Source organism: Deinococcus hopiensis KR-140 (assembly GCF_900176165.1).
Lineage (GTDB): Bacteria > Deinococcota > Deinococci > Deinococcales > Deinococcaceae > Deinococcus > Deinococcus hopiensis.
This window is the reverse complement of sequence record NZ_FWWU01000011.1, coordinates 122,341-147,185: the sequence shown is the minus strand read 5'-3', so window position 1 is coordinate 147,185 and position 24,845 is coordinate 122,341. Positions and strand designations below refer to the sequence as shown.

Here is a 24,845-nt window from a genome sequence, read left to right as displayed (position 1 = left end):
CCATGCGAGCACTCACCCTGACCAGCGCCCTCCCGCTCTCCGCTGCCCTTTTCGCCTGCTCCACGGGCGGCAGCACTTCCGCCCTCACCGTCCAGACCACCGAACCCACTCCGGGCAGCGCCAGCGTGGGGGCAGGTCAGAGCACCACCCTCACCGCCACTGCGGGGAACGCGCAGGGCCAGGTTTTGCCGAACACCACCTTCACCTGGAAGTCCAGCAGCGAGGCGGTCGCAAAGGTGGCGGGCGGCGTCGTGACCGGAATGGGGGCGCGGGCATGGCGCACGTCACCGCCAGCACAGGCGGCGTGACGAGCCACACGGCGAACATCACCGTGACCCAGACCCAACCCTCCAGCAGCTTCGACCTGAGGCTCTCCGGCGACAAACTTCCCGTCGTGACGGGAACGAGCGCGGGCCTGACAGTCAACGCCGCCCGCAAGAACGGCTTTGCAGGGGCTGTCACGCTGAACGTGGGTGGTCTCCCAGCGGGGACGAGCGCGGCCCCCGTGACCCTTGCGGCCGATCAGACGAGCGCGACGGTGACGTTCAGTGCGGCGGCCAGCACCCCGCACTCGCAGCCCACCGCCGTCCCCCTGACGGGGACCGGGACGGACGTGGCCAGCGTGACCAAGGCCCTTACCGTGACGCTGCGCGGTCCCGCAGGGAGCCTGGACACGACCTTCGGCATGGGTGGCGTCAGCGTGGCCCCGATGGGCGACGGCGACGATTACCTGAGCGCTGTGGTCGTGCAAAGTGACGGCAAGCTCTTGGTGACAGGCTCCGGCGGCAGCGGCGCGACCTCGCCCGACGTTGCGGTGGCGCGCTTTACCCGGGACGGCGCCGCAGCGTTCGGCACGGTGCGCCTGACGGCAAGCGGTCAACCCGGCGCCAGCTTCGGTACGAACGGCAAGGTCCTGACCACCTTTGGGAGCAGCGCCGGCGCCGGGGACCGGGTCAACGCCGCACTGGTCCAGCCCGGCGGGAAGATCGTGGTGGGCGGCTCGCCGAGCTTCTCCAGCGCCACGACCGGCGTGGACTTCGCCCTGGCCCGGTACACGCCCTCCGGCGCCCTCGACGACGCCTTCGGCACGGGCGGTACGGTGAACACCGCCGTCACGGCGGTCAGCTCCTCGGACAAGGTGTACGCGCTGGCCCTGCAGGGCGGCAAGATTGTCGCATCGCAGTGGGAGGGGACATATTTGAGGCTGCGAGGTACACGGCCTCGGGGGCGCTCGACTCCAGCTTCGGCGCTGGAGGGAAGGTCAGCACCCTCCTGGAGAATGCTGGAACCGCCCGCTCCGTGCAGGTGGCTGCCCAGGGCCGGCTCGTGCCGGCGGGCGAGCACCGCATGAACACGCTGGTCGTGTCGTCCTGCAACCCGGCGACTGCGTCCCCGCCACCTGGATTGTGCTCACGGGGGAACGGAACGACGGCAACGAGGACTTCGCCCTGACCCGCCACTGGCCCTGAAGACAGCGGAGCGGCCCCTTCGGCCTGCTGCCCCCGAATCAACACCCCACCGACCCTTTCTGCCCCCGCGTTCACCGTACGGGTCCGTCCCCTCGTCTCTCAGGAGCAAAGGCCATGCGCAAGACCGTTCTGATCACCTCTCTCGCCCTCTCCACGGCGCTGGCGGCCTCCAGCAAACCCGTTTCTGGCAGCGTGCAAGGCCAGGCGCTCGACACGGGCGGCAAGCCCCTGTCTGGCGTGCAGGTCTGGATCAAGCCGGTCGTGACGACTGGCGTCGCCGAGACCCTCACCGACGACACGGGCCGCTATCAGGTCACCGGCCTGCCTCCCGTGGGCTACCGCTCCTACGCCTGGCTCCGGGCCCCCTACCAGGGCAAGACCTTCTGCTACCGCCTCGCCCAGCCCAGCGCCACCGACTACAACGCCTTCAACCCACGTGAAGGTCTGGTGCGCAACTTCAGGTGGCAGCTCTCAGGCCGCATTCCGGGCGAAGAACCCTACAGCGACCTGGGCTACTTCGGCGGCAGCCTTCCCCTGATGGCCGCCTTCGGTCAGCCGCGATGGGCCACCCAGGACGACGAGATCGAACTGCAACTCACGCCGGTGGGGCCCCTCATCGACGGCAGTGTGGGCAAGCCCATGACGAAGACGGCCCCCGCGCGGGGCATGGTGCTCGACGTGCCGATCGGCACCTACCGGGTCAAGGCCACCTTTATCGGTACGAACGGCACACGCGAGGCACTCCACGTCTCTGCCTTCGACGGGAACTACGCGGAGGAGGCGACCGTGAAGTTCAAACCCTCCGGTGACATCTGCAAGGGCGCGACCGGCGGGGCACCGGGCCGCGCTTACGTCTACTGGAAGTTCCAGTAAGACCCTCCGCATCCTCTATCTGCCCCCCAGGAGACCCACCGTGAAATCCCTTCCCTTCTTGACCCTCGCTCTCGCCGTGCTCTCTGGCGCTTCCGCCGCCCGCCTGCCCACCAACCTGAAGCCGTTCGAGGCCGACCAGGTGTGCGTAGGACGCGCTGAGGTGGTGGTGCGCGGCAAGGCCGACGGCAAACTCACCCAGATGACCCAAGACACCCTGACGAAGCTCGCGGCGTCCATGAGATTAAACCCGGACGGCGAGAGTTATACGGCGTGTCCCGCCTGGCTCTCCTTTCGCGTGGAGGCGGGAAACACCGCAGATGGTGGGCTCGTTTACTCGGCGATCTTGAGCCTCGTCACGCCGAAGGTGCAGACCAAGGCGGTCGAGAATCTGAAGAGCGAGAGCTTCGACTACGACGGCGGCTTCGAGTACGTCACCCTGTGGAGCGACACGGGCTACAACACCGCCACGAACCTGGACAACCTGGGTTTTAAGCTGAGGGCCGAGGTCGTGTCGCAAATGGACGACTTCTCGGCGGATTGGAAGAAGGTGCGCTAGCCCGGCTCTCCTACCCCAAGGTTGTGGCAAACCCACCGCAGTGGGGTCGAAGTGGTGCAGCAGGGGGCTTGATTCTCAAGCCCCCTGCTGCATTGCCTCTCGCCAGAGGAGCTGTGCTGCGGTTTGGTTGCTTTCTCGGATGGAAGTGGCCATGGCGCCCTGAGCGTGGTTCTGCCGCAGTACGTTCGTCTCGCTCCCCACACCGAAGGCAACTCCATGCCCTGGACGCAACGAGGGCCTCTGGCCGCCACTTTTGATGATTGGGGTGGTCACGCTCCTGATCATGCAATTCCTTGTGCGCTCACCTCCAACGTTCTCACCCACCTCGCGCAGGCGAACGACGACATGAAGAACCTGCTCGGGAGCGCCAGGATCGCCACGCTGTATCTGGGCAATGACCTGCGGATCAGGCGCTTTGGGCCTCTCAGGTCATGAACCTGATTCCCACCGATGTTGAGCGGCACGAGGAGGACACCAGCGTCAAGCTCCTCGATACCGACTTCGGGCGTGGTGTCCGGCAGGTGCTCGGTACGCTCACGCCCATAGCGGTGCAGGTGCGCGCCACAGGCGGTCACTGGTACCGCATGCGGATTTATCCCTGCCGCACCTCCGACAACTTCATTGACGGCGTCGTCATGGCCTTTACCAACACTGACGCGGTCAAATCGTTGGAGGCGAGGCCCGACCACTCGGCGCTGCACTCCGAAGCGCTTCTCAGGAGCATCCTGACGCCCCCGCTCGTGTTCGGCGATGACTTGCGCGTGGTGACCGCCAACAGGGCGCTGCACACGTTGCTGCGGGCTTTCCCGAGCAGGTCCGGGGGCAGCGGTTGTACGACCTCGGCAGCCGTCAGCTCGGCCAGTGGGAGCTGCGCGAGCAGCGGAGCCGCAGGGTCCGGACGGATACACCGCTGTCACAGTTCATCATCCATCTGAACGTGCCGGGCGTGGGCGTGCAGAAGACGAAGGTGGAGGTGCGGCCGGTGCTGGACCCGGGTCAAGTGCAGGCCCTGAACCTGATGATGCTGGAGGACGTCACGTCGGTCTTCCACCGGGTGGCTGAGGTCGGAGAGGGCTTCACGGGGGATCCCCGGGCGCAGGAGCAGTGACGCAAAAGACCTCGACCTGACCCGGGGCGATGAACACCGGACTTTGGTTGGGAATCGGTCGGGGCTTCCTCACGGTCTTCTCCGGGCGGAGTGGAGGACTGGACCCAAGTCGACGAGGAACGTCCGCTGGAAATCGCGGCGCCTGCGTTGATAAGGGCCGTGTTACCAGAGCGGTTGGGGACGCCTTCTGCCGGGGAAGAACCGGCGGCACCCGTGCTGAAGACGTCCCTGCCCCAACAGGACCGTCCCGGCGAGCAGGAAGCGGCGCAGGGGTTGGAGGCAGCGGTCACGGAGGCGTTGAGTGAGGTCCGCCGGGAGCTGTCGCGGGAGACTGGGTATGCGGCGTACCTGGTCTTTCCGAACGCCACGTTGGGTGCGCTCGCTGTGCGCCGGCCTCAGACGATGGCGGCGTTGGGGGGCATTGCCGGGCTGGGTCCCAAGCGCATTCAAGCGTACGGAGAAAGGATTGGTTGGAGGTGGAGTTTGTTCAGCCTTGCCTGGCGTGGAAAACGCCAGAGCCCGTTCAAGCTCCAGATCGGGCACAGCAAGCTCACCAAGCAGCTACGGCTCAGGCAGAGTAAATAGAAAAGCTGTGCCCTCTCCCAGTTGAGACTCCAGCCATAACGTCCCTCCATGTTCCTCAATGACAGAACGAGCAATGGCAAGCCCGATCCCGTTGCCCTCGTACGTCTGTCGATCATGCAACCGCTGAAAAACACCGAAGATCCGTTCAAAGTCTGCGGGCGCGATGCCAATCCCGTTGTCCTCAACGCGGAACTGCCACATTCCATCAAGTGAAACGGCATGAATGCACACCGCTGGAACACGGCCCGGTGGTTGAAACTTCAAGGCGTTCACAATGAGGTTCTGAAACAATTGGCTGAGCTGAGATGTATCTCCAACGACCACGGGCAACTGGCCAACCTCAACCACTGCACCTGTGTCCTCAATCAGGACATGCAGGTTTTCGAGCACAGCTGCCACCCGCTCTTGCAGATTGACTGGCTGGAAAGGTGGATGTTGTCCGATGCGGGAAACGGCCAGCAGGTCGTCGATCATTTTATTCATGCGTTCGGCAGCGCTGACGGTCATAGCAATGAGGCGGTCTGCCTGGTCATCGAGCTGTCCCTGGTATTTGCGCCGAAGCAAGCCAACGAAACTGGATATGGTTCTCAGCGGCTCCCGTAGGTCGTGCGAAGCCACGTATGCAAACTGTTCGAGTGATCGGTTGGAGCGGAGGAGTTGCGCTGTACGCTGCTCCACATGCTGCTCCAGGGTATGGTTCAGGCGCTGCAGTTCAGCCTCCGCTTGCTTCTGCGCCTGCACGATGGTTCCGCTGGCAAGCCAAGCAAAGTTTGAAGACGGTGTAGGCAGAGGTTGTACCTGAAACAAAAACCAGTAGTAGCGCCCCTGATTGCAGCAAAGCCGGAAGCTGAGCTGAAAGGGCCGTCCTCCTGCAATCAGGGTATGCCAGTCGGCCAGCACCTGCGTTCGGTCATCCGGATGAATGAGTTCCGCGAACCTTAACCCCAAAAACGCCTCACGTGGGCGGCCGCTGTAGCGCAGGGTCCGGCCGTTTACGTCCTGTACCTGTCCTTGGGATCCGAGCTGCCAGACCATTTGAGGCAGCACGTCCAGCAGTCCCCGCGCAGCTGCAAACGCATCTGCATTGCTGGCAACCTCGGTGGTCATGGCCCCAGTGTAGCGGCTCAGCAGAAGCTCAGCTGTCGCGCTGCACCCACGGTGGCCAGGACAATTCACCGGTAACTCGCCTTTCTCTCCCGCCTTCGCCTTGGCGCTGTCCAGGGTCCGGTGCCTTCCCGCACCCGCAGCATCCGCCTCTCGGCGCTTGGACGGCGACCGCGGTCGGGTCGCGTCAACCGGACACGCCTATTGCTGCGTGCCCCCCGCTTCAGGGCGTTCAGCTCCAACCCCTGTTCGGCGAAGGACAGGCCAAGCATCTGCGAACTGCACAGCGCCCCACCTGAAGCTCCGGGTGATCGGCCTCAGCGGCGCGAGCCAGGGGTTCTGTCCGCTCGCGAGCGTGCTGCCGTTTGACCGCCAGAACTGCTCAGCAGCGTCACGAGGTTCTGCCCTTCAGGCGCTTTGCGGATCTGGCGCGGCAGGGAAGTGGCTCGCGGGAGGGCAGAAGATCATGCGGCGGTGCCCCAGAGGTGGCGGCCTGAACAGCCCGCCGAAGATCTGCTCTGGAAGCGTGATGACGGTCTGGGAGGGTGTGGTATTTGAGCTTGCGCCGCTGTCCCTCCACCCAGTTCAGTTCCGGGCTGTAGGACGGGAGAGACGCAATCACCAGGCCCTGTTCTTTCCAACGTTGGCGGTGTTGACCCACGCTGGCACTGGCGTGCATGCCCGCCTGGTTCATCAGGAGCACCGTGGGCCGCACCGGGAACAGACCCCGCAGGGTCTGAAGACACGGTGGACCGCGTCAGGATTGGACTGAACCCTTAGGAGCGGACCAAGAGACCAAGCACTTCGTCCCCGTCAGCCCGTAGGCTGACGGCACCGAAGGAGCCCGTATGCCCGGACGTACCCACAGCCGTGAGTTCAAGCTCGACATCGTGAATCAAGTTGACGGGGGTCAAAAGACGACCGCTCAGCTCTGCCGAGAACACGCTCTCTCGCCCAGTCTGATCCACCGCTGGCGGAAGGAGGTCGAGGTGCGTGGGGAAATGGCCTTCACCGACCAGGCCAAGCCCGACCAGTCGTTGGAACAGCGAATCGCCGAGTTGGAACGGTTTTGCGGGCAGTTGTCGTTGGAGAACACAATCCTAAAAAAGTCGTTGGCGACGTACCGCTCGAAACAAGGCACCAAATGATCGAGGATGCGCGGAGCGCGCCCAAAAGAGGTGTCGGTGCGTCGTCTGTGTGAGCTGCACGGGGTTAATCGCTCGTGGTTCTACGAACAGCAGGGCCGGGAGGAGATGGACGCCGATCAGGCGTTGTCCCAGGACATTGAGGCCGTAGTGGTGGAGTTCGACGGATACGGATATCGGCGTGTCACCCGCGAGTTGGCCCGACGAGGCCGCCCAGTGAACCACAAGCGCGTGTTGAGAGTCATGCGGGAACGCCGGTTGCTCTGCCGCCCGAAGCGCCGCTATCGGGCGACAACCGATTCCAACCACAACGAGAAGCGCTTCCCAAATCTGCTACGCGAAGTCGTCCCAGTACGGCCAGATCAGGTCTGGCAAGCCGATCTGACCTACGTGCGAGTCCGCCAAGGCTTTGTGTACCTGGCCTGCGTGCTGGACGGTTTTACCCGTGAGGTGGTGGGCTGGTCCATGTCAAAGTTTCTGGACGCAGATTTACCGCTGGCAGCGCTCAACAACGCGCTTGCAGCGCGTTGTCCTGCCCCCGGTCTGCTGCACCATTCGGACCAGGGCGTGCAATACGCCAGTCGGGTGTACGTGGACCGCTTGCGGTCCGCAGGAATCACGCCAAGTATGTCCAGGACAGGCAATCCCTATGACAACGCCAAAATGGAGAGCTTCTACAAGACCCTGAAGACTGAGGAGGTCGATCTGCAAGAATACGTCGATCTGGACGACGCTCGACGACACATCGAGTTCTTTATTGCGGACCTGTACAACCGTCGCCGACTGCACTCCAGCCTGGGGTACGTTCCACCCGCCGAGTTCGCCGCCCGCTACACTACCGCCCAGATGTGACTTGCCCTGCGGTCCGCTCGATTGGGTTCACTCCAGATCGTCTCCGATATACCTACTGCCCCACAGTGATGTGGCGGAGTAGGCAGCGAGCCGTTCCGCCTGCATCTGCCCGCTTGGCGGTGTTTTGGTGGGGGACGACGGGACATGTTGGTGGAGTCCGCCACAGGTGACTCCCGCAAGTTGAGGGGAGGGACGGTGGTATGGAAGGGGAAGAGATCAAGTGAGTGCAGGCGGTAGGGGTTGGTGGGGCCGTCCGGCGACGCGAGGCGGCTCACAGTGGCCCGCGCGAAGGTGTCGTCCGCCCGCTGGAACAACGGTGTGGGGCGCGTGCGGTACAGGGCCGACTGAAAAGTCAACACGCCGCCCGGGGAGCAGGCTGGTGGCGCCCACGTGACCGCCGAGCGTTTGACTGGCAACGCCAAATCCAAGGCGCAGGAGGCTGGACCGCCTGACGCTGCACCGCCCGGTTCTGGAGAACTGCCCCCTGAATCTGGGCGGCGGAGGGACGGTGCGGCGCGAGCATAGGCAGAAGGTGGGGCATGGGAGGGGGGCGGGGTGGATCGGAGACGGTTCCCGCCCCGGCGGTTACTTCGAGCAGGTCAGGTCCACCCGGAAGGAGGGCGTCTGGGTGTTGTAGGCCAGGCCCTCGTTCTTCACGGGCGTCGGGTTGAGGACCGAGAGAATCAGTTTGGTGGGCCGGGCAGCGGTAAAGGCGGGCCAGGTGGTTCGGTCGCTCCCGGCGTAAAAGCGCATCTGACCCCGCAACACCCCTCCGGGCGGCAGGTCTTTGGCGAAGGTGTAATACACGCCGTCCCCGGAAATGTCACCCGCCGGATTCCCACCAGCCTGAAATAGGTAAATCCCCTTGCCAAACGCGTCGATGGAGATCGTGGGCGAGATGTCCTTGCTCGTGGCGTTCCTGAATTCCAGGTCCACGCCCCAGCCGGGTGCACCTGCACCCTCGTCGCGGGCGACGGCTTTCACGGCCAGCACCTTTACCCGCCAGACGCCGTTGAACAGGGTGTCACCCAGGCAGCCCTCGGTGGCTGGGCGCTGGTTGGTCCCCCCGACGGGGCTGACCGGTCCGGGTGTGGATGCGCCCGCCGTCAGTGTGAGCGTATTGCCGCTGCGTGTCGCCCGCACGCCCAGGCGGGTCAGCGCCGAGACTGGCACGAACGCCTCGCCCTTCACGACGATGGCGTGGGTGGATGACACCTGCCCGCCCACCACGAGGTCGAGCACACTTTGCACGCCTTGCGCGAGGGTGAGCCCAGCCGTCAGCAGTCCGGCGGTGAGGAGGGCGGTGCGGGCCTGACGCGTGATGTTTTGCCTCATGGGATGCTCCTTCACTGGCCTTGGAGGCCGGAAAAACGGGTGGTTTCAGCGCAGGGGCAGGTCTGTCTGCGCGCAGAAGCGAGCTGCGTTATCTGGGCCCGCCGATTGCCAGGGTCAGAACACGTCCATTCATACGTGTACTCCTCTTTCGAAATCCGGCCTGGGGCTTCAGTTCTGCTCGCGTTCCCAGGTGATCGTCACCACGTCGCCGCCCTGGAGGAATTCGTGGTCGTGCAGCACGGTGGCGGCAGTGAAACCGCCCACAACGTTGTCCTTGGCGCGTCCGAGGTGGGTCGCAGCGCTCCGTTCCCGCTGAGGATGGAGGGGGTGGGATTCATGGACTCTCCTTGAGGCTCGGGCCGTACCTGACCGCACAGACTTCCCACTGGGAGTCCGTCCTGGCCGCCCCGGCTGTTTGCTCTGGAAGCACCGTAACTCTCCGTGCGTGATTTCAGCGTTACGGGAAAGCTGGGGCGCCATGGGGCCGGGCAGCGCCCTCAAGAGCCCACTGGGCCGGTACAGCACGTGCACAACCGCCGGTTCGCCTGCTTTCCCGTCGTGTCACGCAAATGTAACGCTGTCTCCCTTACCCTTCGGGGACAGGAGGGAAGCATGACCGACATCGGTACACAGGGGCTGATCCCCGGGAGAATGGGCCACAGGAGGACGGCCCGGCACATCAGGTCGAACTCCGGCTGCGCATCTCGCCGGGCTGGGCGGGCGCGGGGTGGCGGGCCGTGCTGAGTGGCCCCGGCGACCCGGCCCCACACCAGTTTGATCGCCCCGAGGACGTGGCGGCTTTTTTGCGGCGGTACTGGTTGCCCTTCGGCCCGCGTTGACTTCGGCAGCTGTTCCCGTTCTCACAGGAGGTCAGGATGCGCGCCACCCGTCCCACTCGCCGCCCACTTCGTCCCTACACCCGCCCACTCTCCGCACTGCTTGCCCTGACTCTGGGAACCGCCCACGCTGGGTATTCCACCGACGCGGTGGTGCGGGAAATCACGGCGCAGGCCCTGAAGGTTCCCACCACCACACCTCCCGTCGCCGCCACCCGGCTGGCCGCCCTGTTGCCCAAACGCTGCGTGAGGGCCACCCCATCCAGGCCCAGGCTGGCGCAGGGGCACGCCGAGGCCACCTACGGCACCACCCGCGTGCTGCTCGACGATTTCGCGGGGCGTGCGCTGAATACGGTCATGGGCGCGGCCTTCGAGTTTGGGCAGTACGCGGACGTGCGCGACGCGGCGCTGGTCCGGCCCATGCCCGGGGCCCTGGGCTACACGGTCTTCGAGCCCCGCGCGGCGCGGGCCCAGACGCGCGTGTGGGTGGGGGGCCGCTTCGTGGTGCAAATCATCGCGGAGTCCGCCCACAGCCGCAGTGACGTGGACGCCTGCCTCAGGGCCACCGGACTCGCGGGTCTGGCCGCGCTGAGCCAGACTCCGCCATGAACCGGATAATTCAGCGCCCCGCTTGCCCGTGTCCGCCGTTGCTGCGGTGAAGCATTCGTCCGCACCGGAGGAATCGGAACCCCAGGACACCCGCTCTCCAGGGGCGGCTCACAGAGAGGAAATCCTGTGTCCCACAGCGGCCCAGTCCGTAGCCTTCCCCAGCGGCAGATTACGCCTGCACGGCCTCCTGTGGCCTCCAGACGCAGAGGGCCGCTCGCCCGTCATCTTGCTCAACCACGGAAGCGGGCGTGATCCCGGCAGTAAGCCTGAGGTCGCCCAGGTGTTTGTGGAAGCCGGTTACGCCGTGTTCGTGCCGCGTCGTCGGGGCCACGGACAGTCTGGGGGCCCTACATCGTGGACGCCCTTCCAGCAGGTGGGGAAGGGCCTCTCGCACCTCAGGACGGCGAGACGCTCGTGCGTCTGCTGAACGAGCAGCAGGCCGATCTGTACGCCGCACTGGAGTTTCTGACGGGCCATCCCTCCACCGATGCGTCCCGGGTGGCAGTGGTGGGCAGTTCCTTCAGCGGTATCCAGACTGTGCTGGCAAGCACGTAGCCCTGGCCAGTGCGGGCGGCGGGTTCCGGCCCTGCAAGCCCGGTTGCGGCGAGCCGGGCGTGAGGCGCGCGTTCCCCTGATGCGGCTGCAAGCCCGCAACGATTTCGACCTTGGGTCGACCGAAGCGTTGGAGGAGCTGCTGCGCGCTGCGGGAAAACCCCACTTCCGGCTGCTCACGCCCCCGGTGGGCGAGGGCGAGATGGACGGGCACCGCCTCATCGTGCTCGCGCCCCAGGAGTGGCGGGCGGCAGTGCTCGCCTTCTTCGCTCCGCTCTGCCCACCGGGACCGGCATAGATCGCAAACGTCCCTGCGCCGCGAGTGCCAGGCGGGGCAGGGCCATGACGCGTGGGCGGCCCTGCAAACGGCCGCACCTCAAGGCCGCGTGGCCTGGTTCAGACACGCCTATCATCCGGTCTCTGGACGACACATGCTCCGGGTCGAAGGTCCGTGTTGATGGTGTGGAGGACCAGCGGCCAAGACCCACGCAAGGGCCAGTGCTTCGGAATCTCCACGTTGAGTTCCTCCTCACTCAAGCGCTTTACCTGGCTTTCTGAGGTAGATGCTGATCTGGTGGTCCGGTAGAGAAGTAAGTTGGAAATAGGAGTCGGCGGAGGTGGACGACGCATCGTGGCCCTTCATCGCCAGTCCCTGCCCTCACGGACAGAGGGCGGCGGCAGCTCAGCGAATGGGCGCGGGGCCTTGCGACGCGAGCGAAAGTCGTCCTGCTGAGTGCGGAGAAACCGGCGGCCACCCTGGGTGAGACCGGTGCAGTGGTGGAGCTGTGTGATGACACGGCAGGGATGCGGCGCAAGAGGTCCGCGCAGGACCGACGCGCCGGTCTTCCAGATGCACCGAAGCGTGGTGCCCCTCGGACCAGAGGAGACGCAGACGTCGGGCGGGTGGTCCGACTCACGCTGGACACGCTCCCGGAGAACGCCACACACTGGAGTACGCGGAGCATGGCGAAATACAGGGGACGGACGCAAAATGCGGTGTTCCGGATCTGGAAAGCGTTTGGGCGCCGTCCTCACCTGTGTCTTCGTTCAAGCCGTCAAAAGATCCGCTGCTGATCGAGAACGTGCGGGACATGGTCGGCGCCACCCGACCCGGCCGTGCGGTGTGTGGACGAGAAGCCCCAGAGAGCGGGCAAGTCTGACGTTCCCAATGCGTCCTGGGCAAGAGGAGCGGACGGGGCACGACTCTGTCCGTCATGGCACCACAACCTTGATTGCTGGGCCAGGTGCCAAAGTTGGAACGGTCATTGCGCAGCGCTCTGGCAGACACCGTGCACCCCAGTTCAGGAACTTTCCCGATGTCGTCGGTACTCGGCGAGGTTCACGTCATTCTCGACGATGACGTCACACAAGGCCAAAGTGATGCAGGACCGGGTGCTTGCCCATCCCCACTTTCACTTCCATTTCACGCCCACGGGCGGTTCCTGGCTCAATCTCGTGGAGTCCTGGTTCTCGTTACTGAGCCGCTTGCGGCTCAGACGGGGACACTTCAAATCGAAAGGCGAACCCGAACGAGCAACTGAGGCCTTCGTCGCCCAGAACAGCGAGCACCCGACATCTTCCGTATGGACCAGGTCTGGCGGTGACATTCTTCAAAGCGTCAAGCGCTTTTGTGAGGGCCAGCTTCCCCTGCAAAACACCCAGGAAACCTCCCCATCAGACCACTAGAGCGTGGGTTAAAGTGTGGACTTCCTTTTGACCGAGTACGGCGAGCGAACTTGAATGTGCATTGGGGACAAATACTCGTGGTGAAACGGCCTTGAAGGCGGAGTTGAAGCTAAGGAACGGACAACGGGCCGTACGGCAAGCCAAAGCCTGTGAAACAACGAAGGCGGCGGGCCGTATGGCCCGCCGCTTAAAGTGCGGGGACCTCAGCGTTTCCTCCTCCCCTTGGAATTTCACGGCTTCGCCGAGGCGAGCGAAACCAAATGCGGTGACACGGGCTGCGCGTCCCCATGGGCCTCGACCACAGCGTCAGCTTTGTCGTCGCCTTTGGTATCCACCGCACGGCCCACAGCGACGTCATCCCCTGTCCCTTCTGCACCACCCTCGCTCAGGCGTCCCTCAACTGGGTGCACACGTTCAGACACGGCCTTGTGATTCCGGGCTGTTTCCGCCGTCCGGGTGCTTCCGCTTGGCTCATGGCCCGCTTGCCCTCCGGCGGCGGCCCAACCAACGCCCCCGCCGCTTTCGTCTTTCGTCCGTCGGCTGCGCGCCGCTGTTGCCTCCAACGCTGCTGTCCTGTGCGGCAACCGTTCTGCGCGGTTGTCCCTTCCTCATCCTGCGGGTCTGTCCTTGGGCCTTCTTGCCTTATAAGGATTCCGGTCCATCCGTGATGAGACAACTGGTGAACCCAGGCGGTGCGAGCAGGAAAAACGGTGACGGAGAAGCGTGGAAACACCGGAGCGGAAGGGACGGAACGGGTGATCCGGAAACTGTATTAGGCGTTCTGAAGCGCAGGGAGGGGCGCACGTCCTGCAGATTGCAGGAGATATTCCATGTACCGCTCGGAAAAGCCCTGCACGAGCATCTCGGCCACCTCCGCTATGTCGGTGCCCAGAGGATGGGTGAAGGGTTCGGGAACGGTGAAATTGTTCACCTGTGCGCCCTGCACCACCAGTTTCCCTCCGTAGGTCACCGTCAGGGGGAGGTGCACCTCGAACTCTGGGCTTTCGAGCCCCTCAAGCGGCAGCTTCATCCGGATCTGCAGCGACGACATGCTGGCCACGTCCTGCGTGGAAAGGGGGGCATCCGGCTGCTGGACGCGTACATCCCGGTACCCCCGCTGCTCCAAGACCTCTTGAAGGTGCGTTTGTAATTCCTCCAGATACGTCTGCGCCCGGTGCCGCGCCTCCTGCCGGATATACAGGATCTGAGCGAAATCGAGCGCACACGGTGTGGCGTCATGTCCTCTCCGGGTCGCAGATGGAGGTAAGGTCATCATCGCCCCCTCAGCATGATGGGGGGGGCAGCGGAGTGGAGACGGAACGTTTGAAAGCGGCTTGCGCCGTTTCAAAGGATGTTCCCAACTTGGCTCAACGCCGCTTCACCAAACCTTCCCCAACAGGGGCACCGGCTCGGTCACCGTCATGCCCCGGATGGAGATGAGCCAAACCACACTGACTCTAACGTTCATGCTGGCAAGGCTTCAGGACAACGACCTCACTTGTCCTCCGTCAAGGCAAAGCCTCGGCTGAACTGCTTCTGCAGAGCGGTAAAAACCACCAGCGGGGGAAGCATCGTGACGATGGCTCCGGCCATGACGGCTCCCCAGTCCGTCTGGCCGCCCACCTCGATCAAGCGGCGCAGCCCCACCTGCACGACCTGTTTGTCGTCTTGCTGTAAGATTACCAGCGGCCAAATGTACTGGTCCCAGGCATACACGAACTGAATTACCCCGAGCGCGCCGATGGTGTTCCAACTCATTGGCACCAATATTCGCGTGAGGTATAGCAGTGGGCCGCAGCCATCGATGCGTGCGGCGTCGGCGAGGCTGGTCGGAATATTCAGAAAGTGCTGACGAAAGAGAAAGGTGCCTGTAGCGCTTGCCAGAAAGGGCACGATGATGGCGGCGTAGGTGTCGGCCCACTTCAGGTCTCGGCTGACAAAGTCGAACAAGGCGATGATCAAGACCTCGGTCGGCAGCATCAGCGACAGCAGCACCAGCGTAAAGGCGACACCCTTGAGTGGAAAACGGAAGTAGACGAACGCGAGTGCGGCGAGCAGGGACAGCACAGTCTTGCCGAGCGTCACGCACACGGCCACCAACAGGCTGTTGAGCATGAAATGCCCGAGGTGCGCTTCTCTCCAGATGCCCGAGAGGTTGTGAACGAATGCCCCACCAGGCCACAACCGCGCGCTCAACACGTCGCTCGACACCTGGGTGGCTTTGATCAGCGCGAACAGGAGTGGCGCGCTGATCAGCAGCACGGCCAGGTTGAGAATCAGGTGGGTGATCCACACCTGCTGATGGTGCCGGCCCTTAAGCACCGTAATGCACCCGCCGCTCTCCCAACCGGAACTGCATCCAGGTGACGAAAGCCACCAGCGCCAGCATCAGGGCCGCCTGCGCCGCAGCCGCCCCGGTCTTGAAGTTCACAAAGCCGTCTTGATAGAGCTGATACACCAGAAAGGTCGTGATTCCAGCGTGGCCGATGTAGGGTCCACCCTTGGTCAGGATGTCGGTCAGTGCAAACGAGTCGAACAGGGCAGAGACGATGTTGGTCAGCACCAGGAAAAATGTGATTGGCGTCAGAAGGGGACAAACGACCTTCCAGAACACCTGCCTTGCGCAAGCCCCGTCGATTTCCGCCGCTTCCAGCACGTCGCCCGGCAGGTTCTGGATGCTCGCCAAGTAGAACACGATGTTGTAGGCCAGCCCCTTCCAGATGGCCGCGAGCGTCACCAGGCCAAACGCGAGCACGGGGGTGTCCAACCAGCGGGGGCGTACGTCAAACAGGGCGCCCAGCAGTTGATTGACCACGCCGATCTCGGGATTGAAGAGAAACAGCCACAGGGTTCCGGCGATGGCTGGACTGAGGGCGTAGGGATAGATCAGCAGGAGCCGGTAGACCGGCGCGCCGCGCACCGGACGGCTCGCCAGCCAGGCCAGACCCAGGGCGCTCAGCAGCCCCAGCCCGACGGTCAACACCGTAAACACCAGCGTCTGAAGCGCCACCTGACGGTACGCTGGGCTCAACAGGAGGTTGGCCAGATTGCCCAGGCCCACAAACTGCTCGGTACCCAGAATGACGTTGGCACGGTAGGCCGCCAGCCGCAGCGTTTGCACAGCCGGAAGGTAAATAAAGCCCGCCAGGATGAGCAGGCTGGGCAGCAAAAAGGCCCAGGGCAACGCCCGTCCCTGAAAGACGGCGCGTTCCTCGGCGGCGGCGCGGGTGCGGTCGGGCTTAAGCATGTGGGACGTCCTTGTGGTGATGTACGGATGGCAAGGAAGGCCCGCCTCCCCGGGTTGGGGAATGCGGGCCGGAGGAGTTGGCGGGAGGCAGAACGCGCCGCCAGGATTACTTGAAGTTGGCGTTGTATTCGCTCAGGGCCGCGTCGGCCCGGGCCTTGGTTTCTTGCAGGGCGGCGTCGACGCTCTGGCCCGCCAGAACCTTCTGAAGACCCTCTTCGATAATCTTGCGTGTCTGGATGGCCGTCCCGTTGAGGCCGCCCGCCGTGGCCGGGCTGGGCACCGTGCGGGTCAGCTGGTTAAACGCGACGAGTTGCAGGGGCGTCTGGGTAAACCAGCCCTGTTTGCGAAGCAGTTCGATGCTGCTCTGACGCACAGGGTAGTACCCGGTCAACTTGTGCCAGTCCGCCATGTTCTTGGTATTGGTCATGTAAAGCGCGAAGTCCAGCGCTCCCTCGGCCTGCGCCCGACCAACACCCTTGGAAATCCACAGGCTGGCTCCACCGATCACGACGCCGCTCCGCTTGGTACCGTTTGCGATGGGCAGCACGCCCACCCCGAGGGTAAAGCCGCTTTTTTGCGCCGCGTCGCGGATGTTGCCGATATCGGCGGTCGAGGTGATGTGGAAGACCGTTTTCTGGTTGGTAAAGATGGCGTCGCTGCCGTCCCAGTCTTCGAGCTTGCCCGTGTAGGTAAAGGCCTTGTTGTCCTGAAGCGTCTTGAAGAAGGAAAAGATGTTTTTCGCGGCAACACTGTTCAGATTGGTCGCTGTGGCGCGGCTACTGCGCCCGTTGCCGTTGTTCAGCAGTGTGGCCCCCTGCTGCGCCATCCACTGCTCGACAAACCAGCCGTTCAGGCTCATGCCGAAGCAGGTTACGCCCAGCTTGGCCGCCTCAATCTTCTGACAGGCCTTGAGCAACGCACCGAACGTCGTAGGAGGCGTCTTGGGGTTCAAACCCGCCTTCTTCATCAAGTCCTGGTTGAAATACAATACTGGACTGCTTGAATTGAAAGGCAAGCTGTTCACTTTCCCTCCGATGGTATAATAGTTAATTACCGGCTTTATGTAATCTGAGAAGTCTACATTCTTAACACTACTGATTGGTTGAAATACTCCGCTGTCGAGTGCCAGCTGACTTCCCACTTCAAAGATCTGCACCAGTGCAGGCGCTTTGTTCTGGCGGGCGGCTAAAATGGTCGCCTGGAGACTATCATTGTAGCTTCCCTTGTATGAAGGCACAACTTTAACATTAGGATGGGCCCTGTTATATTCTTCTGCTCGCGCCTGTATCCAGCCCGAGCGCTTGGCATCTCCGAAAGAGTGCCAGAATTCAACGGTGGTCTGCGCTGTAGCCGTTCCTGCCAGGAACAGCGTCATCAAAAAAGCTTTCACGTTCTTTAACGTAGGTGCTTCTCATCAGCGCTTTGTCAAGTGAGGCGGGGCGGGATTATGGGCAGCGGGCGATCAGCAGAACATCGGGCACGTCGCCTATCAAGCCGTCTATGCCTAACGCCACCAAACGCTGAACCTCCGCCGCGTCATTGACGGTCCAGGTATTGATACGCCATCCCTGGGCATGCGCTGCGTTTATCAGCGAACGGCTCACCAGCTTTGACTGTGGATGCAGGGCGGTGGCGTCCACCGCACGCATCAGCGCAGGCAGGCGCAGCCCCAAGCGGGAGGCCTGGTGAATGAGCAGACCCCTTTCAATGGACGGCGCATGTTCAAGCGACGTGCGGAGAATCAGGGGGCTGAAACTGCTGACGATGACCTGCCCGGTGAGGCCATGCACCCGAATCGCGTCCAGTGTCTGGAGGACCCAGGGACCGGGCCGCCCACATTCTGCCTTGAGTTCCACATTGACGTAAGCTCCTGTCTCCACCGCCCAGGCCAGGCCGGCCTCCAGGGTGGGAACGTACTTTGGCAACGCCGTCTGTTCCAGTTCTCGGAGCCAGCGACCATCTGTGAGCTGTGGGTCATGGTGGAGCACCAGAGTTCCGTCTCCGAGGGGACGGACATCCCATTCCACGCCGTCCAAACCGTGATCGATGGCGGCCTGAAACCCGGGCACTGTGTTCTCCCGATGGAGTAGGGGTGTTCCTCGGTGGCCCAGGAGCAAAGGGGTCATACCCGTAGGCTAGTGCGGCGAGGTCGATTGGCTGTCAGCCGATGGTTTTGTCCTGACAGGCTGGTGCAGGCATCCTGCTGTTGGGGTTCCTCTGCTTGATCCTGCGCTCGCTCAACCACTTCGGTCACCAGCGGGTGAGCAGCAGGGCACAGTCACCACCCTCCGGTAGTGCTCCAGAAATCCCTTCAAGCGGCGTTGCGAGACTTTGGCGCTTCGAGCAGCTTGGCCCAGGGGCAGGCATGGCCTAAGGCTGAGTGGAGCCGAACCTGGTTGTACCCGTCCCGGAACCGAACGGTTCCGTGGCGCAATTCCTGCATACAGCCGAACTCTTCTCGGAAGACGAACTCGTACTTCAGGGTGCGGTTGGTTCTCTCCAGGATTCCCATTCCTCCTTTTTGGGAGACCCTCGCGCGAGTCCACTGGCCGACCCGCTCACACGCGTCCTGAAAGGCCGCTGAGGTGAAATCCGAGCCACCGTCTGTCATGACCAGCACGTCCTCCTGAATGCCGAGGTCGCGAAGGACCTGGAGCCCCGCCTGCAGCGCGGAGACCGCGCCGCTTTCAGAAAGGCTGCGGAGGACGTGGAGATGCAGCAGGCACCGCGTCTCCACATCCAGGACCAGATACGCCCAGTAGACCCCATCCCCCAGACTGAAACGCGTGGCGTCAACCTGAACCCGGCGGCTCGCAGGCCACAAGGTCTCATAGACGGCTGATACGGAACTAAAGTGATTCCCGTATATGGCTGGATGTGTGATGAGGACGCAGGTCACATCTAGGAAGACTTCAATAGGTATGACTTTCATAACCATATGAGTGAAAATCATTATTGTTCCGTATGAGAGCGCTTTCTTCCGGGTTTTGCAAGGCAAGGGTGGCTGAAGATCCAACTGGGCAAGAGCAAGCCGAATGGTATGCAGCCCCAGGTGCCCAGGAGCAGGCTGCTCCTGGACTGGTGTTGTGGCCAGGACCTGGTGAAGTCGCCGATCGCCGTACGTCGGGTGCTGCAAAGCAACCTCTCGAACGCGTTCCAGCCGGGCCTGTTCCTTCTTTTCTCGCCCTGACTGCTGTGCGGCGTGTTGTCGGGCGTCCCGCAATTTCCAGGCAGGGATGTCCTGCTCCGCGCGCGAAGCAGGACAGGCTGAGCTGCGGATGTCTCTGTGAAACTCCTCGTACAGGGCGAGGAGCTCAGCCGGACTCAGAGACCCCGCACTTTTTTTGCGATCTGGAGGGCCGACTCCTTTTCGCCGACGAGTACCTTCAGTCGTTCGTTCTCGCGTTCCAGCTCCGTGTGCCGGTCCTCCTGGCGATCTCCAGCGAGGCGGGCACGGCCCGCCTCGAGGAACTGTGCTTTCCAGGCGTGAATCAGGCTCTCGTCGACGCCGTGCTGCTGTGCCGCTTCAGCAACGCTGAGTTGCCCACCGAGGACGGCCAGAACAATCTGCTCTTTCGTGTCGGTTGTCCAGGTTTTCCGTTGCTTGCCCATACTGTCCCTCCAGTGTGCCCAACCCTCGCAAGTGGGCCGGTGATTTTGGAAGGATTTCCTGGAGCAGTACCTCCTGACTCGCATTGTCGGTGGCCTGCTCGCGCCACTCTTGTTTGGCAACGTGCTCAATCTCGGCGGTGGAGCAGCCCACAACGGCTTCAACATCATTCGCACCGTTTGGGGCGTCCTGCTTAAAGCCGTGCTCGTCTTGCGCGAAGCGCGTCAGCGCAAATCCGTCCCGTAAGGGGTTTCGACCAACTCTGGTGATTTCGTGGCAGGGAATGCGGCCCCCAGCGTGCCCGGTGGCCCTATGCTTTCATCAATGTTCTTGCCCCCCACCGGCCTTTCTGCCACCCCCATAAACCCAGTGGAACTGGCTGCCCTTTGATGCGCCGCTACGACTTCGTCACAGTGGATGTTTTTACAGACCGGCAATTCGGTGGTAACCCGCTCGCGGTCTTCCCTGACGCGCAGGGCATCTCGGATACCGAGATGCAGGCGCTGGCAGCTGAGCTCAACCTGTCTGAAACCACCTTCGTCTTGCCACCCAAAAGTCCGGCGAATACCGCCCACGTCCGTATCTTCAACCGTACTGCTGAGATGCCCTTCGCTGGGCATCCCAATGTCGGTACGGGCTTTGTGCTGGCTGACCGGGCGCAGGGCGGCCTGCTCCGCTTTGAGGAAATCGCCGGACTGGTCGAGGTGCGGCTCCACCACGGCGTGGGCGGGGCAGTCACCGGCGCGACCATCACCGCGCCGCAGCCTCTGGCCATCGGAGACGTGCTGCCGCTTGACCTCGCGGCTGCCTGCGCTGGGATCGCGGCGGACGGGATCATCACTGCAAGTCATCCGCCGACCACCGCTGCGGATGGTGGCAACCCGCGCCTGCTGCTGGAGGTGACGGAGGCAGCGATGGCCGCCGCCTCACCCGACCTGGCCGCCTTCCGCCGAGCAGTGGCGGCGATACCCTCGCTCGGTGGCAAGCTCTCGCTCTACCTCTACCGCCGGGAAGGAGTGGGGTTACGCGCCCGGATGTTCTCACCCCTTTCTGGCACCTGGGAGGATGCAGCGACCGGCAGCGCAGCGACGCCACTGGCCGGCTTCTTGCTGCACCTCTCGGGTGCCAAGAGCGGCGCTTGGGAGATCATCCAGGGAGTTGAGATGGGTCGCCCCAGCCTGTTACGGACCACCGCCTGGCAGACACCAGAGGGCATCTGCGCCAGCGTTGGTGGTGACTGCGTGCCGGTGTTTCGGGGCGAGGCCATGCTGCCGAGCGCCATGGCCCTGTAATCACCCGGTCCTGTTCGCAGGACGCCGAAACCACCGTTTGGCTTTTGAGCCAAATGCCTCTGGAGCAGGTGTCAAAGTGCGGACTTCTTCTTGACCGGGCCCGGCGAGCGAACCTGAACGCGCATGGGGGAGAATGGCGCCGTGAGGGGTGCCCTTCCACCCGCCCCACCATTCGGACAAATGCTCCAGGAACCGAGGTCCGTCGCGCCCTGTGCGAGTGCTGTGGACCTGGGCCGGTCTTCCATGCACAGCAACTGGAGCAACGCCGTGCTGCCCCCTCTGGTGTGCCAAAAGTAGGCCCACCAATCCACTTTTTCTGTAACCGCACAGGCGGTTCTTATCCTGGCTTTTTGCGCAGCTGCAGGCGTCTTGGCCTTCGGCATATCGCGAGGAGGCCCAAGCCGTGGGGACGGAGAACTGTGTAGGCGTGATTCCGACCAGCACCGTGATATTTACGGCCACCCCACGTCCCCCGAACAGGGGTCCACCGTATGGGCCAAAAATGCCTGGGGGCCTCACCAATGCGCCGTCCTGTGAACCCTGAGGATGCCCCTGACCATGGATGTCCCGGATCAACAAGAGGGGGTAAGGGGGCCTAGGACGTTTCCTCTGCATCCATGCAATTTCTTCCGCGCCACAGCCCAGAAACGTCCTTTCCTTTCCTCAGGTTGCAACCTTTGGCGGCCACGCCGCAGGTGCCCCTCACCTCCCCCAACAGGGGGAGGTCATGGGGGCGCGTTTTTTTATGGCAATTAAGTAAGTTTTATGTCATATCCATCCTCCTAATATTCAGTTGTTCGGCGGCAGAGAGACACTCTGCGCAGCTCGACGAAAAGGCAAACCCTGCGCGAGCAGGGGGCGCAAAGCCACGGGACTCACGCAGTCAGCCGGGCCACCGAAACGAGGGATCCTGTGCAAAAATTACTCTGGCTGCTGCCTGCCGTGTTTATCGTTGGATGCTCGAACACCACCCTTCCCCAAAGCGAAGCCGCCGTCAGCGATACCAACGTGCAGGCTCAGGGTGTGAAAACCAGCCCCACCCCCCTCCCCACTACGGCCGGGCGCTCCTTTTACCTCGACTGCAATGGCAACGACCGCGCCAACGGCACCACCGCCAGCACCGCCTTCCGGACCCTGAACAAGGTCAGCGGACTCAGCCTCCTTGCCGGCGACAAAGTCCTGCTGAAACGCGGCTGCACCTTTACGGGCTCGCTCGTCGCGAAGTCGAGCGGTACCGCCACATCGCCCATCGTGTACACGGCCTACGGTACCGGTGCCGCCCCCACCATTGTGTTGAACATCGACAGCGAAGCAGTCCTCGTTGGTGGCAACTACCTGGTGTTCGACGGACTGAACGTCACCTCCACCCGCCCCGCGCCCGCCGGCACCGGCAAGTGCGCCAACACCCCGGTTGCCTGGCGAGTCGGCTTCGCCGTGACCGGGCAGTACAACACCGTGCAGAATTCCTCTGCGAGCGGCTTCATGGCGGGCGTGCACCTCATGACTGGCGCGAACAACAACCGCGTGCTGGGCAATACCCTGACCAACAACAACGTCATGAAGAAGAATACGGCCGGCGTGTACGACGACGACTCTGGCGCCTGGGGCGTGCTCGTCAACTCCAACGGCAACGAGGTCGCGAACAACACCTTCAGCGGCAACTGGGCCTGCAGCGAGGACTACGGCGTAGACGGCGCGAGCGTCGAACTGTATGAGGCGAGCAACAACAACGTCCACCACAACGTCAGCACTGAAGACATTGCCTTTACGGAGCTGGGCGGCACGCCCACAACGCAGAGCGAGAACAACACCTTTGCGTACAACCAGTACGCCCCTGTGAAAGTGGGCGGCTCGATGATCGTGTTGCGCGGCACGAAGAGCCACTGGGGCGGCAACCCCGGCACGGTGTTCCACCACAATGTGGGGTACATGGTGGACACGGGCATCATCTGCTCGGACGGCTGCGCGCCCAGCATCCTGAAGGCCTACGACAACATCCTGTGGCAGCGCGACGTGGCGGGCGGCATCGTTCCCGCGGCGAACATGACCCCCATGTGGGCCGACGCGCCCTTCACGGAGTACAACAACGTCTTCTGGAAGACCACCGGCCGCCCCTACGTCAGCATTGACAACGGCAGCCTGCACCCCAGCGACCGCGTCGCAGACCCCCTGTTCGTCAACGCGTCTGCGCTCAACTTCACCAGCCAGCTTGCCCCAGTCGTTCTCGCCAGCGCGCGCTGAAGCGCCGCAGCAGGAGGCGGGGCCCGTTCGCGAACGGGCCCCGCCTCCTTGTGGATCAGGAGACGTCTCTTCAGATTTTGCCGGTCCTGCGCCCAATCCACACCCCGTGTTGCACCGCCGGCGCCCTGCAGGTGTGGTGCCCACGCAGACCAGAAGGGAGGGGCTCGGCGTGCATTTCAGCCAGTGTCCGTTCCAGCGGCGGCGCCGCCTCCGCCTTCAGGCCGCCGGCCCGCAGCGCGCGCAGATGCGGGCAAGCCAGATGGGAAAGGGCCGTTCCTCCCGCACAGCCCCGGCTTCGCCAAACAGCCCGGTGGCCGCCGGGTCACGCAGGGCCAGGTGCGCCTGACCGTAGGCACCCGGTTGGTCACCGACGCGGTGGTGCAGGCAGTGGTCCACGAGGCGGTGGTCGCCGGTCTCGCAGCCGGTGGTCAGGGCGGCCTCCAGGTCTACGCGGGCCTCCTCCGGCTGCCCCAACCCGCGCGTCACCCAGACGTGGGGACCGAGGACAAAGCCCTCCAGATGGCGGGAGCCACCGCTGCAAATCAGCGCCAGCGCCGCGCCGAGGTCCTGCAGGGCCAGGTCGAAGCGTCATAGAGGCCGTACACGGCTCCGCTGTGAGGTCAGGATCGCCCCCCCCTCCAGGCCCCAGACGGCAAAGCGCCCGTTGAGGGCGCAGGAAGCTCGTCTCGGTTCGGCTCAGGGGTAGAGGTCAAAGCCCGCTTCGTCAAGGAGTTGCTCCAGGCGCTTCTTGGCAGCGTGGATCTGAGGCATGGTGTCCGCCTCGAAGTAGACCTTGATTGGGCGGCCCGCTCGGGTTTTGCCGAGATCCCAGGTGGTGCCCCCGTACGCCTGGTCTTCCTGGAGTTTCTGGAGGGCAGCTTTGACGGCTTTCTCAGGGATGCCGGCGTGAATGGCCATATCGTCTTTGAGCACGGACTCAGGGTAATGCACCGGTGTTCCAGCGAGGTGCCGGCATGAAAGAAAGGCTGGACGGCCGCCGGGATGGGGTGGGTTGGCGTTCGCGCAGCACGCCAGGGAACGTGGGAACAACGCTCCCTGGGGCCACATCCCAGGTATACCACCTCGGGTCTGACAGTCCTCTGGCAGGGGGATGCCCCCGTTGGGGACCGTGGAGGTGGGCGCCCGCATCAAGGGGGCAGAGGCCCGTGCCAGCAAAAAGCCCTTTTTGAGGACTGCCCGCCGTCTTTATCCGGTTGGTCCAATTTGAGGGATGGACCCCGTGGACCGGCAGCGCTCAGGGCCAGCGTCCGGCGAACGCGTTGAAGGTGTCACTCGAGGTCTGGAAAACCGAGCAGTCGACCCGAGTGGTGGCCCTGAATGGGGCAGACGCGTGGAGGAACGCCGCTTGCTGGACGCGCGCGCGCGCGGTTTGGCCCATGGCCAGATCAAGGTGGGGCGCACCCACCACCGCCTGAAAGCGGCGCGCCGACTTTCGCCACCGGGCGCTGGGCTTTCAATCAGGGTGGAAACATGACGTCGCGCACCTTTGACCTGTTGTTCCTCACCAGCGTCCTGACGGTGGCCTATACCGCCGGACCCCAACCCCTCCCCAGCGGAAACGGCGTAAAGGTCACCGGCAACTTCGTCGTTCCGGATGGTCAGACGCCTCTGACCAACGCCCTCGCCGATATCGGGGACAGCGCTACCAACGTCACCTTTCAAGCCACCCTCCCGCGCGGCACGCCACCCGATGCGGGTTTGGCCGCGACTTGACTTGCACGGGA

At 63.6% G+C, this 24,845-nt stretch carries 28 protein-coding genes and 1 riboswitch; of the genes, 16 read left to right on the top strand and 12 right to left on the bottom strand.

The window, feature by feature from the left end; all coding sequences use genetic code 11:
* Window positions 1-2 precede the first annotated feature (2 nt).
* From B9A95_RS30635 to B9A95_RS30605, 7 genes are all read left to right on the top strand, one after another.
* The gene (locus B9A95_RS30635; RefSeq protein ID WP_084051366.1) at window positions 3-308 is read left to right on the top strand and encodes a hypothetical protein; all 306 of its coding nucleotides are present in this window, start codon (window positions 3-5) and stop codon (window positions 306-308) included.
* Window positions 275-1,351 (top strand): NHL repeat-containing protein, encoded by a 1,077-nt coding sequence (locus tag B9A95_RS30630; protein ID WP_084051365.1) that lies wholly within the window; start codon window positions 275-277, stop codon window positions 1,349-1,351. Before B9A95_RS30635 ends, B9A95_RS30630 begins: the two co-directional genes overlap by 34 nt.
* 232 nt (window positions 1,352-1,583) lie before the next feature.
* Window positions 1,584-2,342, top strand: coding sequence for a carboxypeptidase-like regulatory domain-containing protein (locus tag B9A95_RS30625; RefSeq protein ID WP_084051364.1), 759 nt, complete (start codon window positions 1,584-1,586; stop codon window positions 2,340-2,342).
* Between the two features lie 40 nt (window positions 2,343-2,382).
* Window positions 2,383-2,898, top strand: a complete 516-nt coding sequence (locus tag B9A95_RS30620; protein ID WP_084051363.1) for a hypothetical protein — start codon at window positions 2,383-2,385, stop codon at window positions 2,896-2,898.
* Window positions 2,899-3,329: 431 nt separating this feature from the next.
* Window positions 3,330-3,833, top strand: a complete 504-nt coding sequence (locus B9A95_RS30610) for a PAS domain-containing protein (protein WP_084051361.1) — start codon at window positions 3,330-3,332, stop codon at window positions 3,831-3,833.
* A gap of 17 nt (window positions 3,834-3,850) precedes the next feature.
* Window positions 3,851-4,006 carry a hypothetical protein gene (locus tag B9A95_RS34345; protein WP_212648436.1) on the top strand — a complete coding sequence of 52 codons (156 nt, stop codon included), beginning with the start codon at window positions 3,851-3,853 and terminating at the stop codon, window positions 4,004-4,006.
* A 213-nt stretch (window positions 4,007-4,219) separates the two neighbouring features.
* Window positions 4,220-4,591: an HRDC domain-containing protein gene (locus B9A95_RS30605; RefSeq protein WP_245808605.1), complete on the top strand. Its 372-nt coding sequence runs from the start codon at window positions 4,220-4,222 to the stop codon at window positions 4,589-4,591.
* On the opposite strand, the gene B9A95_RS30600 is transcribed toward B9A95_RS30605, so the two are convergent.
* Both B9A95_RS30600 and B9A95_RS37470 read right to left on the bottom strand, forming a co-directional pair.
* Window positions 4,568-5,698, bottom strand: a complete 1,131-nt coding sequence (locus tag B9A95_RS30600; protein ID WP_084051359.1) for a PAS domain-containing sensor histidine kinase — start codon at window positions 5,696-5,698, stop codon at window positions 4,568-4,570. The genes B9A95_RS30605 and B9A95_RS30600 overlap by 24 nt on opposite strands.
* A 388-nt stretch (window positions 5,699-6,086) precedes the next feature.
* Window positions 6,087-6,428: a transposase gene (locus B9A95_RS37470; RefSeq protein ID WP_084051358.1), complete on the bottom strand. Its 342-nt coding sequence runs from the start codon at window positions 6,426-6,428 to the stop codon at window positions 6,087-6,089.
* Between the two features lie 115 nt (window positions 6,429-6,543).
* Here B9A95_RS37470 and B9A95_RS30590 point away from each other — a divergent pair, with 115 nt between their 5' ends.
* A complete protein-coding gene (locus tag B9A95_RS30590) occupies window positions 6,544-6,843 on the top strand; it encodes a transposase (protein ID WP_084044986.1) in 300 nt (99 codons plus the stop codon).
* A 6-nt stretch (window positions 6,844-6,849) separates the two neighbouring features.
* Complete coding sequence (locus B9A95_RS30585; protein WP_084044985.1) at window positions 6,850-7,692, top strand: IS3 family transposase; 843 nt, start codon at window positions 6,850-6,852, stop codon at window positions 7,690-7,692.
* 585 nt (window positions 7,693-8,277) lie between these two features.
* Here B9A95_RS30585 and B9A95_RS30580 read toward each other — a convergent pair.
* Entirely contained in the window at window positions 8,278-9,027 is a 750-nt protein-coding gene (locus B9A95_RS30580) for a hypothetical protein (protein WP_084051357.1), read from the bottom strand.
* 875 nt (window positions 9,028-9,902) lie between these two features.
* Between B9A95_RS30580 and B9A95_RS30575 the strand changes: the two genes are divergently transcribed.
* From B9A95_RS30575 to B9A95_RS30565, 3 genes are all read left to right on the top strand, one after another.
* Complete coding sequence (locus B9A95_RS30575; protein WP_084051356.1) at window positions 9,903-10,472, top strand: hypothetical protein; 570 nt, start codon at window positions 9,903-9,905, stop codon at window positions 10,470-10,472.
* Between the two features lie 354 nt (window positions 10,473-10,826).
* The gene (locus tag B9A95_RS30570; protein ID WP_084051355.1) at window positions 10,827-11,027 is read left to right on the top strand and encodes a dienelactone hydrolase family protein; all 201 of its coding nucleotides are present in this window, start codon (window positions 10,827-10,829) and stop codon (window positions 11,025-11,027) included.
* Between the two features lie 79 nt (window positions 11,028-11,106).
* Window positions 11,107-11,322, top strand: coding sequence for a hypothetical protein (locus tag B9A95_RS30565; RefSeq protein WP_084051354.1), 216 nt, complete (start codon window positions 11,107-11,109; stop codon window positions 11,320-11,322).
* Window positions 11,323-13,482: 2,160 nt separating this feature from the next.
* On the opposite strand, the gene B9A95_RS30560 is transcribed toward B9A95_RS30565, so the two are convergent.
* The 7 genes from B9A95_RS30560 to B9A95_RS30530 form a co-directional block, all read right to left on the bottom strand.
* Window positions 13,483-13,983, bottom strand: coding sequence for a hypothetical protein (locus B9A95_RS30560; RefSeq protein WP_084051469.1), 501 nt, complete (start codon window positions 13,981-13,983; stop codon window positions 13,483-13,485).
* A gap of 221 nt (window positions 13,984-14,204) precedes the next feature.
* Complete coding sequence (locus B9A95_RS30555) at window positions 14,205-15,005, bottom strand: carbohydrate ABC transporter permease (RefSeq protein ID WP_245808604.1); 801 nt, start codon at window positions 15,003-15,005, stop codon at window positions 14,205-14,207.
* A gap of 19 nt (window positions 15,006-15,024) precedes the next feature.
* Window positions 15,025-15,957 carry a carbohydrate ABC transporter permease gene (locus tag B9A95_RS30550; protein ID WP_084051352.1) on the bottom strand — a complete coding sequence of 311 codons (933 nt, stop codon included), beginning with the start codon at window positions 15,955-15,957 and terminating at the stop codon, window positions 15,025-15,027.
* Window positions 15,958-16,063: 106 nt separating this feature from the next.
* Window positions 16,064-17,332 (bottom strand): ABC transporter substrate-binding protein, encoded by a 1,269-nt coding sequence (locus B9A95_RS30545; RefSeq protein WP_084051351.1) that lies wholly within the window; start codon window positions 17,330-17,332, stop codon window positions 16,064-16,066.
* Window positions 17,333-17,402: 70 nt separating this feature from the next.
* The gene (locus B9A95_RS30540) at window positions 17,403-18,083 is read right to left on the bottom strand and encodes a glycerophosphodiester phosphodiesterase (RefSeq protein ID WP_084051350.1); all 681 of its coding nucleotides are present in this window, start codon (window positions 18,081-18,083) and stop codon (window positions 17,403-17,405) included.
* A gap of 185 nt (window positions 18,084-18,268) precedes the next feature.
* On the bottom strand, window positions 18,269-18,889 hold the full coding sequence (locus B9A95_RS30535) for an integrase core domain-containing protein (RefSeq protein WP_170928880.1): 621 nt from the start codon (window positions 18,887-18,889) through the stop codon (window positions 18,269-18,271).
* Between the two features lie 392 nt (window positions 18,890-19,281).
* Window positions 19,282-19,569 carry a transposase gene (locus B9A95_RS30530; protein WP_084051348.1) on the bottom strand — a complete coding sequence of 96 codons (288 nt, stop codon included), beginning with the start codon at window positions 19,567-19,569 and terminating at the stop codon, window positions 19,282-19,284.
* Between the two features lie 109 nt (window positions 19,570-19,678).
* On the opposite strand from B9A95_RS30530, the gene B9A95_RS36495 reads away from it, so the two are divergent.
* The 3 genes from B9A95_RS36495 to B9A95_RS30520 all read left to right on the top strand — a co-directional run bounded on the left by B9A95_RS36495 (window position 19,679) and on the right by B9A95_RS30520 (window position 23,100).
* A complete protein-coding gene (locus tag B9A95_RS36495; protein WP_281255913.1) occupies window positions 19,679-19,813 on the top strand; it encodes a hypothetical protein in 135 nt (44 codons plus the stop codon).
* A gap of 143 nt (window positions 19,814-19,956) precedes the next feature.
* Window positions 19,957-20,859 carry a PhzF family phenazine biosynthesis protein gene (locus B9A95_RS30525; protein WP_084051347.1) on the top strand — a complete coding sequence of 301 codons (903 nt, stop codon included), beginning with the start codon at window positions 19,957-19,959 and terminating at the stop codon, window positions 20,857-20,859.
* Window positions 20,860-21,684: 825 nt separating this feature from the next.
* Window positions 21,685-21,759: riboswitch (cyclic di-GMP riboswitch) on the top strand.
* 12 nt (window positions 21,760-21,771) lie between these two features.
* Window positions 21,772-23,100 (top strand): hypothetical protein, encoded by a 1,329-nt coding sequence (locus tag B9A95_RS30520; RefSeq protein WP_084051346.1) that lies wholly within the window; start codon window positions 21,772-21,774, stop codon window positions 23,098-23,100.
* 216 nt (window positions 23,101-23,316) lie between these two features.
* On the opposite strand, the gene B9A95_RS30515 is transcribed toward B9A95_RS30520, so the two are convergent.
* Both B9A95_RS30515 and B9A95_RS30510 read right to left on the bottom strand, forming a co-directional pair.
* Window positions 23,317-23,586 carry a hypothetical protein gene (locus B9A95_RS30515; protein ID WP_084051345.1) on the bottom strand — a complete coding sequence of 90 codons (270 nt, stop codon included), beginning with the start codon at window positions 23,584-23,586 and terminating at the stop codon, window positions 23,317-23,319.
* Window positions 23,587-23,796: 210 nt separating this feature from the next.
* Window positions 23,797-24,033: a hypothetical protein gene (locus B9A95_RS30510; RefSeq protein WP_084051468.1), complete on the bottom strand. Its 237-nt coding sequence runs from the start codon at window positions 24,031-24,033 to the stop codon at window positions 23,797-23,799.
* 558 nt (window positions 24,034-24,591) lie between these two features.
* Between B9A95_RS30510 and B9A95_RS30505 the strand changes: the two genes are divergently transcribed.
* Entirely contained in the window at window positions 24,592-24,834 is a 243-nt protein-coding gene (locus B9A95_RS30505) for a hypothetical protein (RefSeq protein ID WP_084051344.1), read from the top strand.
* Window positions 24,835-24,845 lie beyond the last annotated feature (11 nt).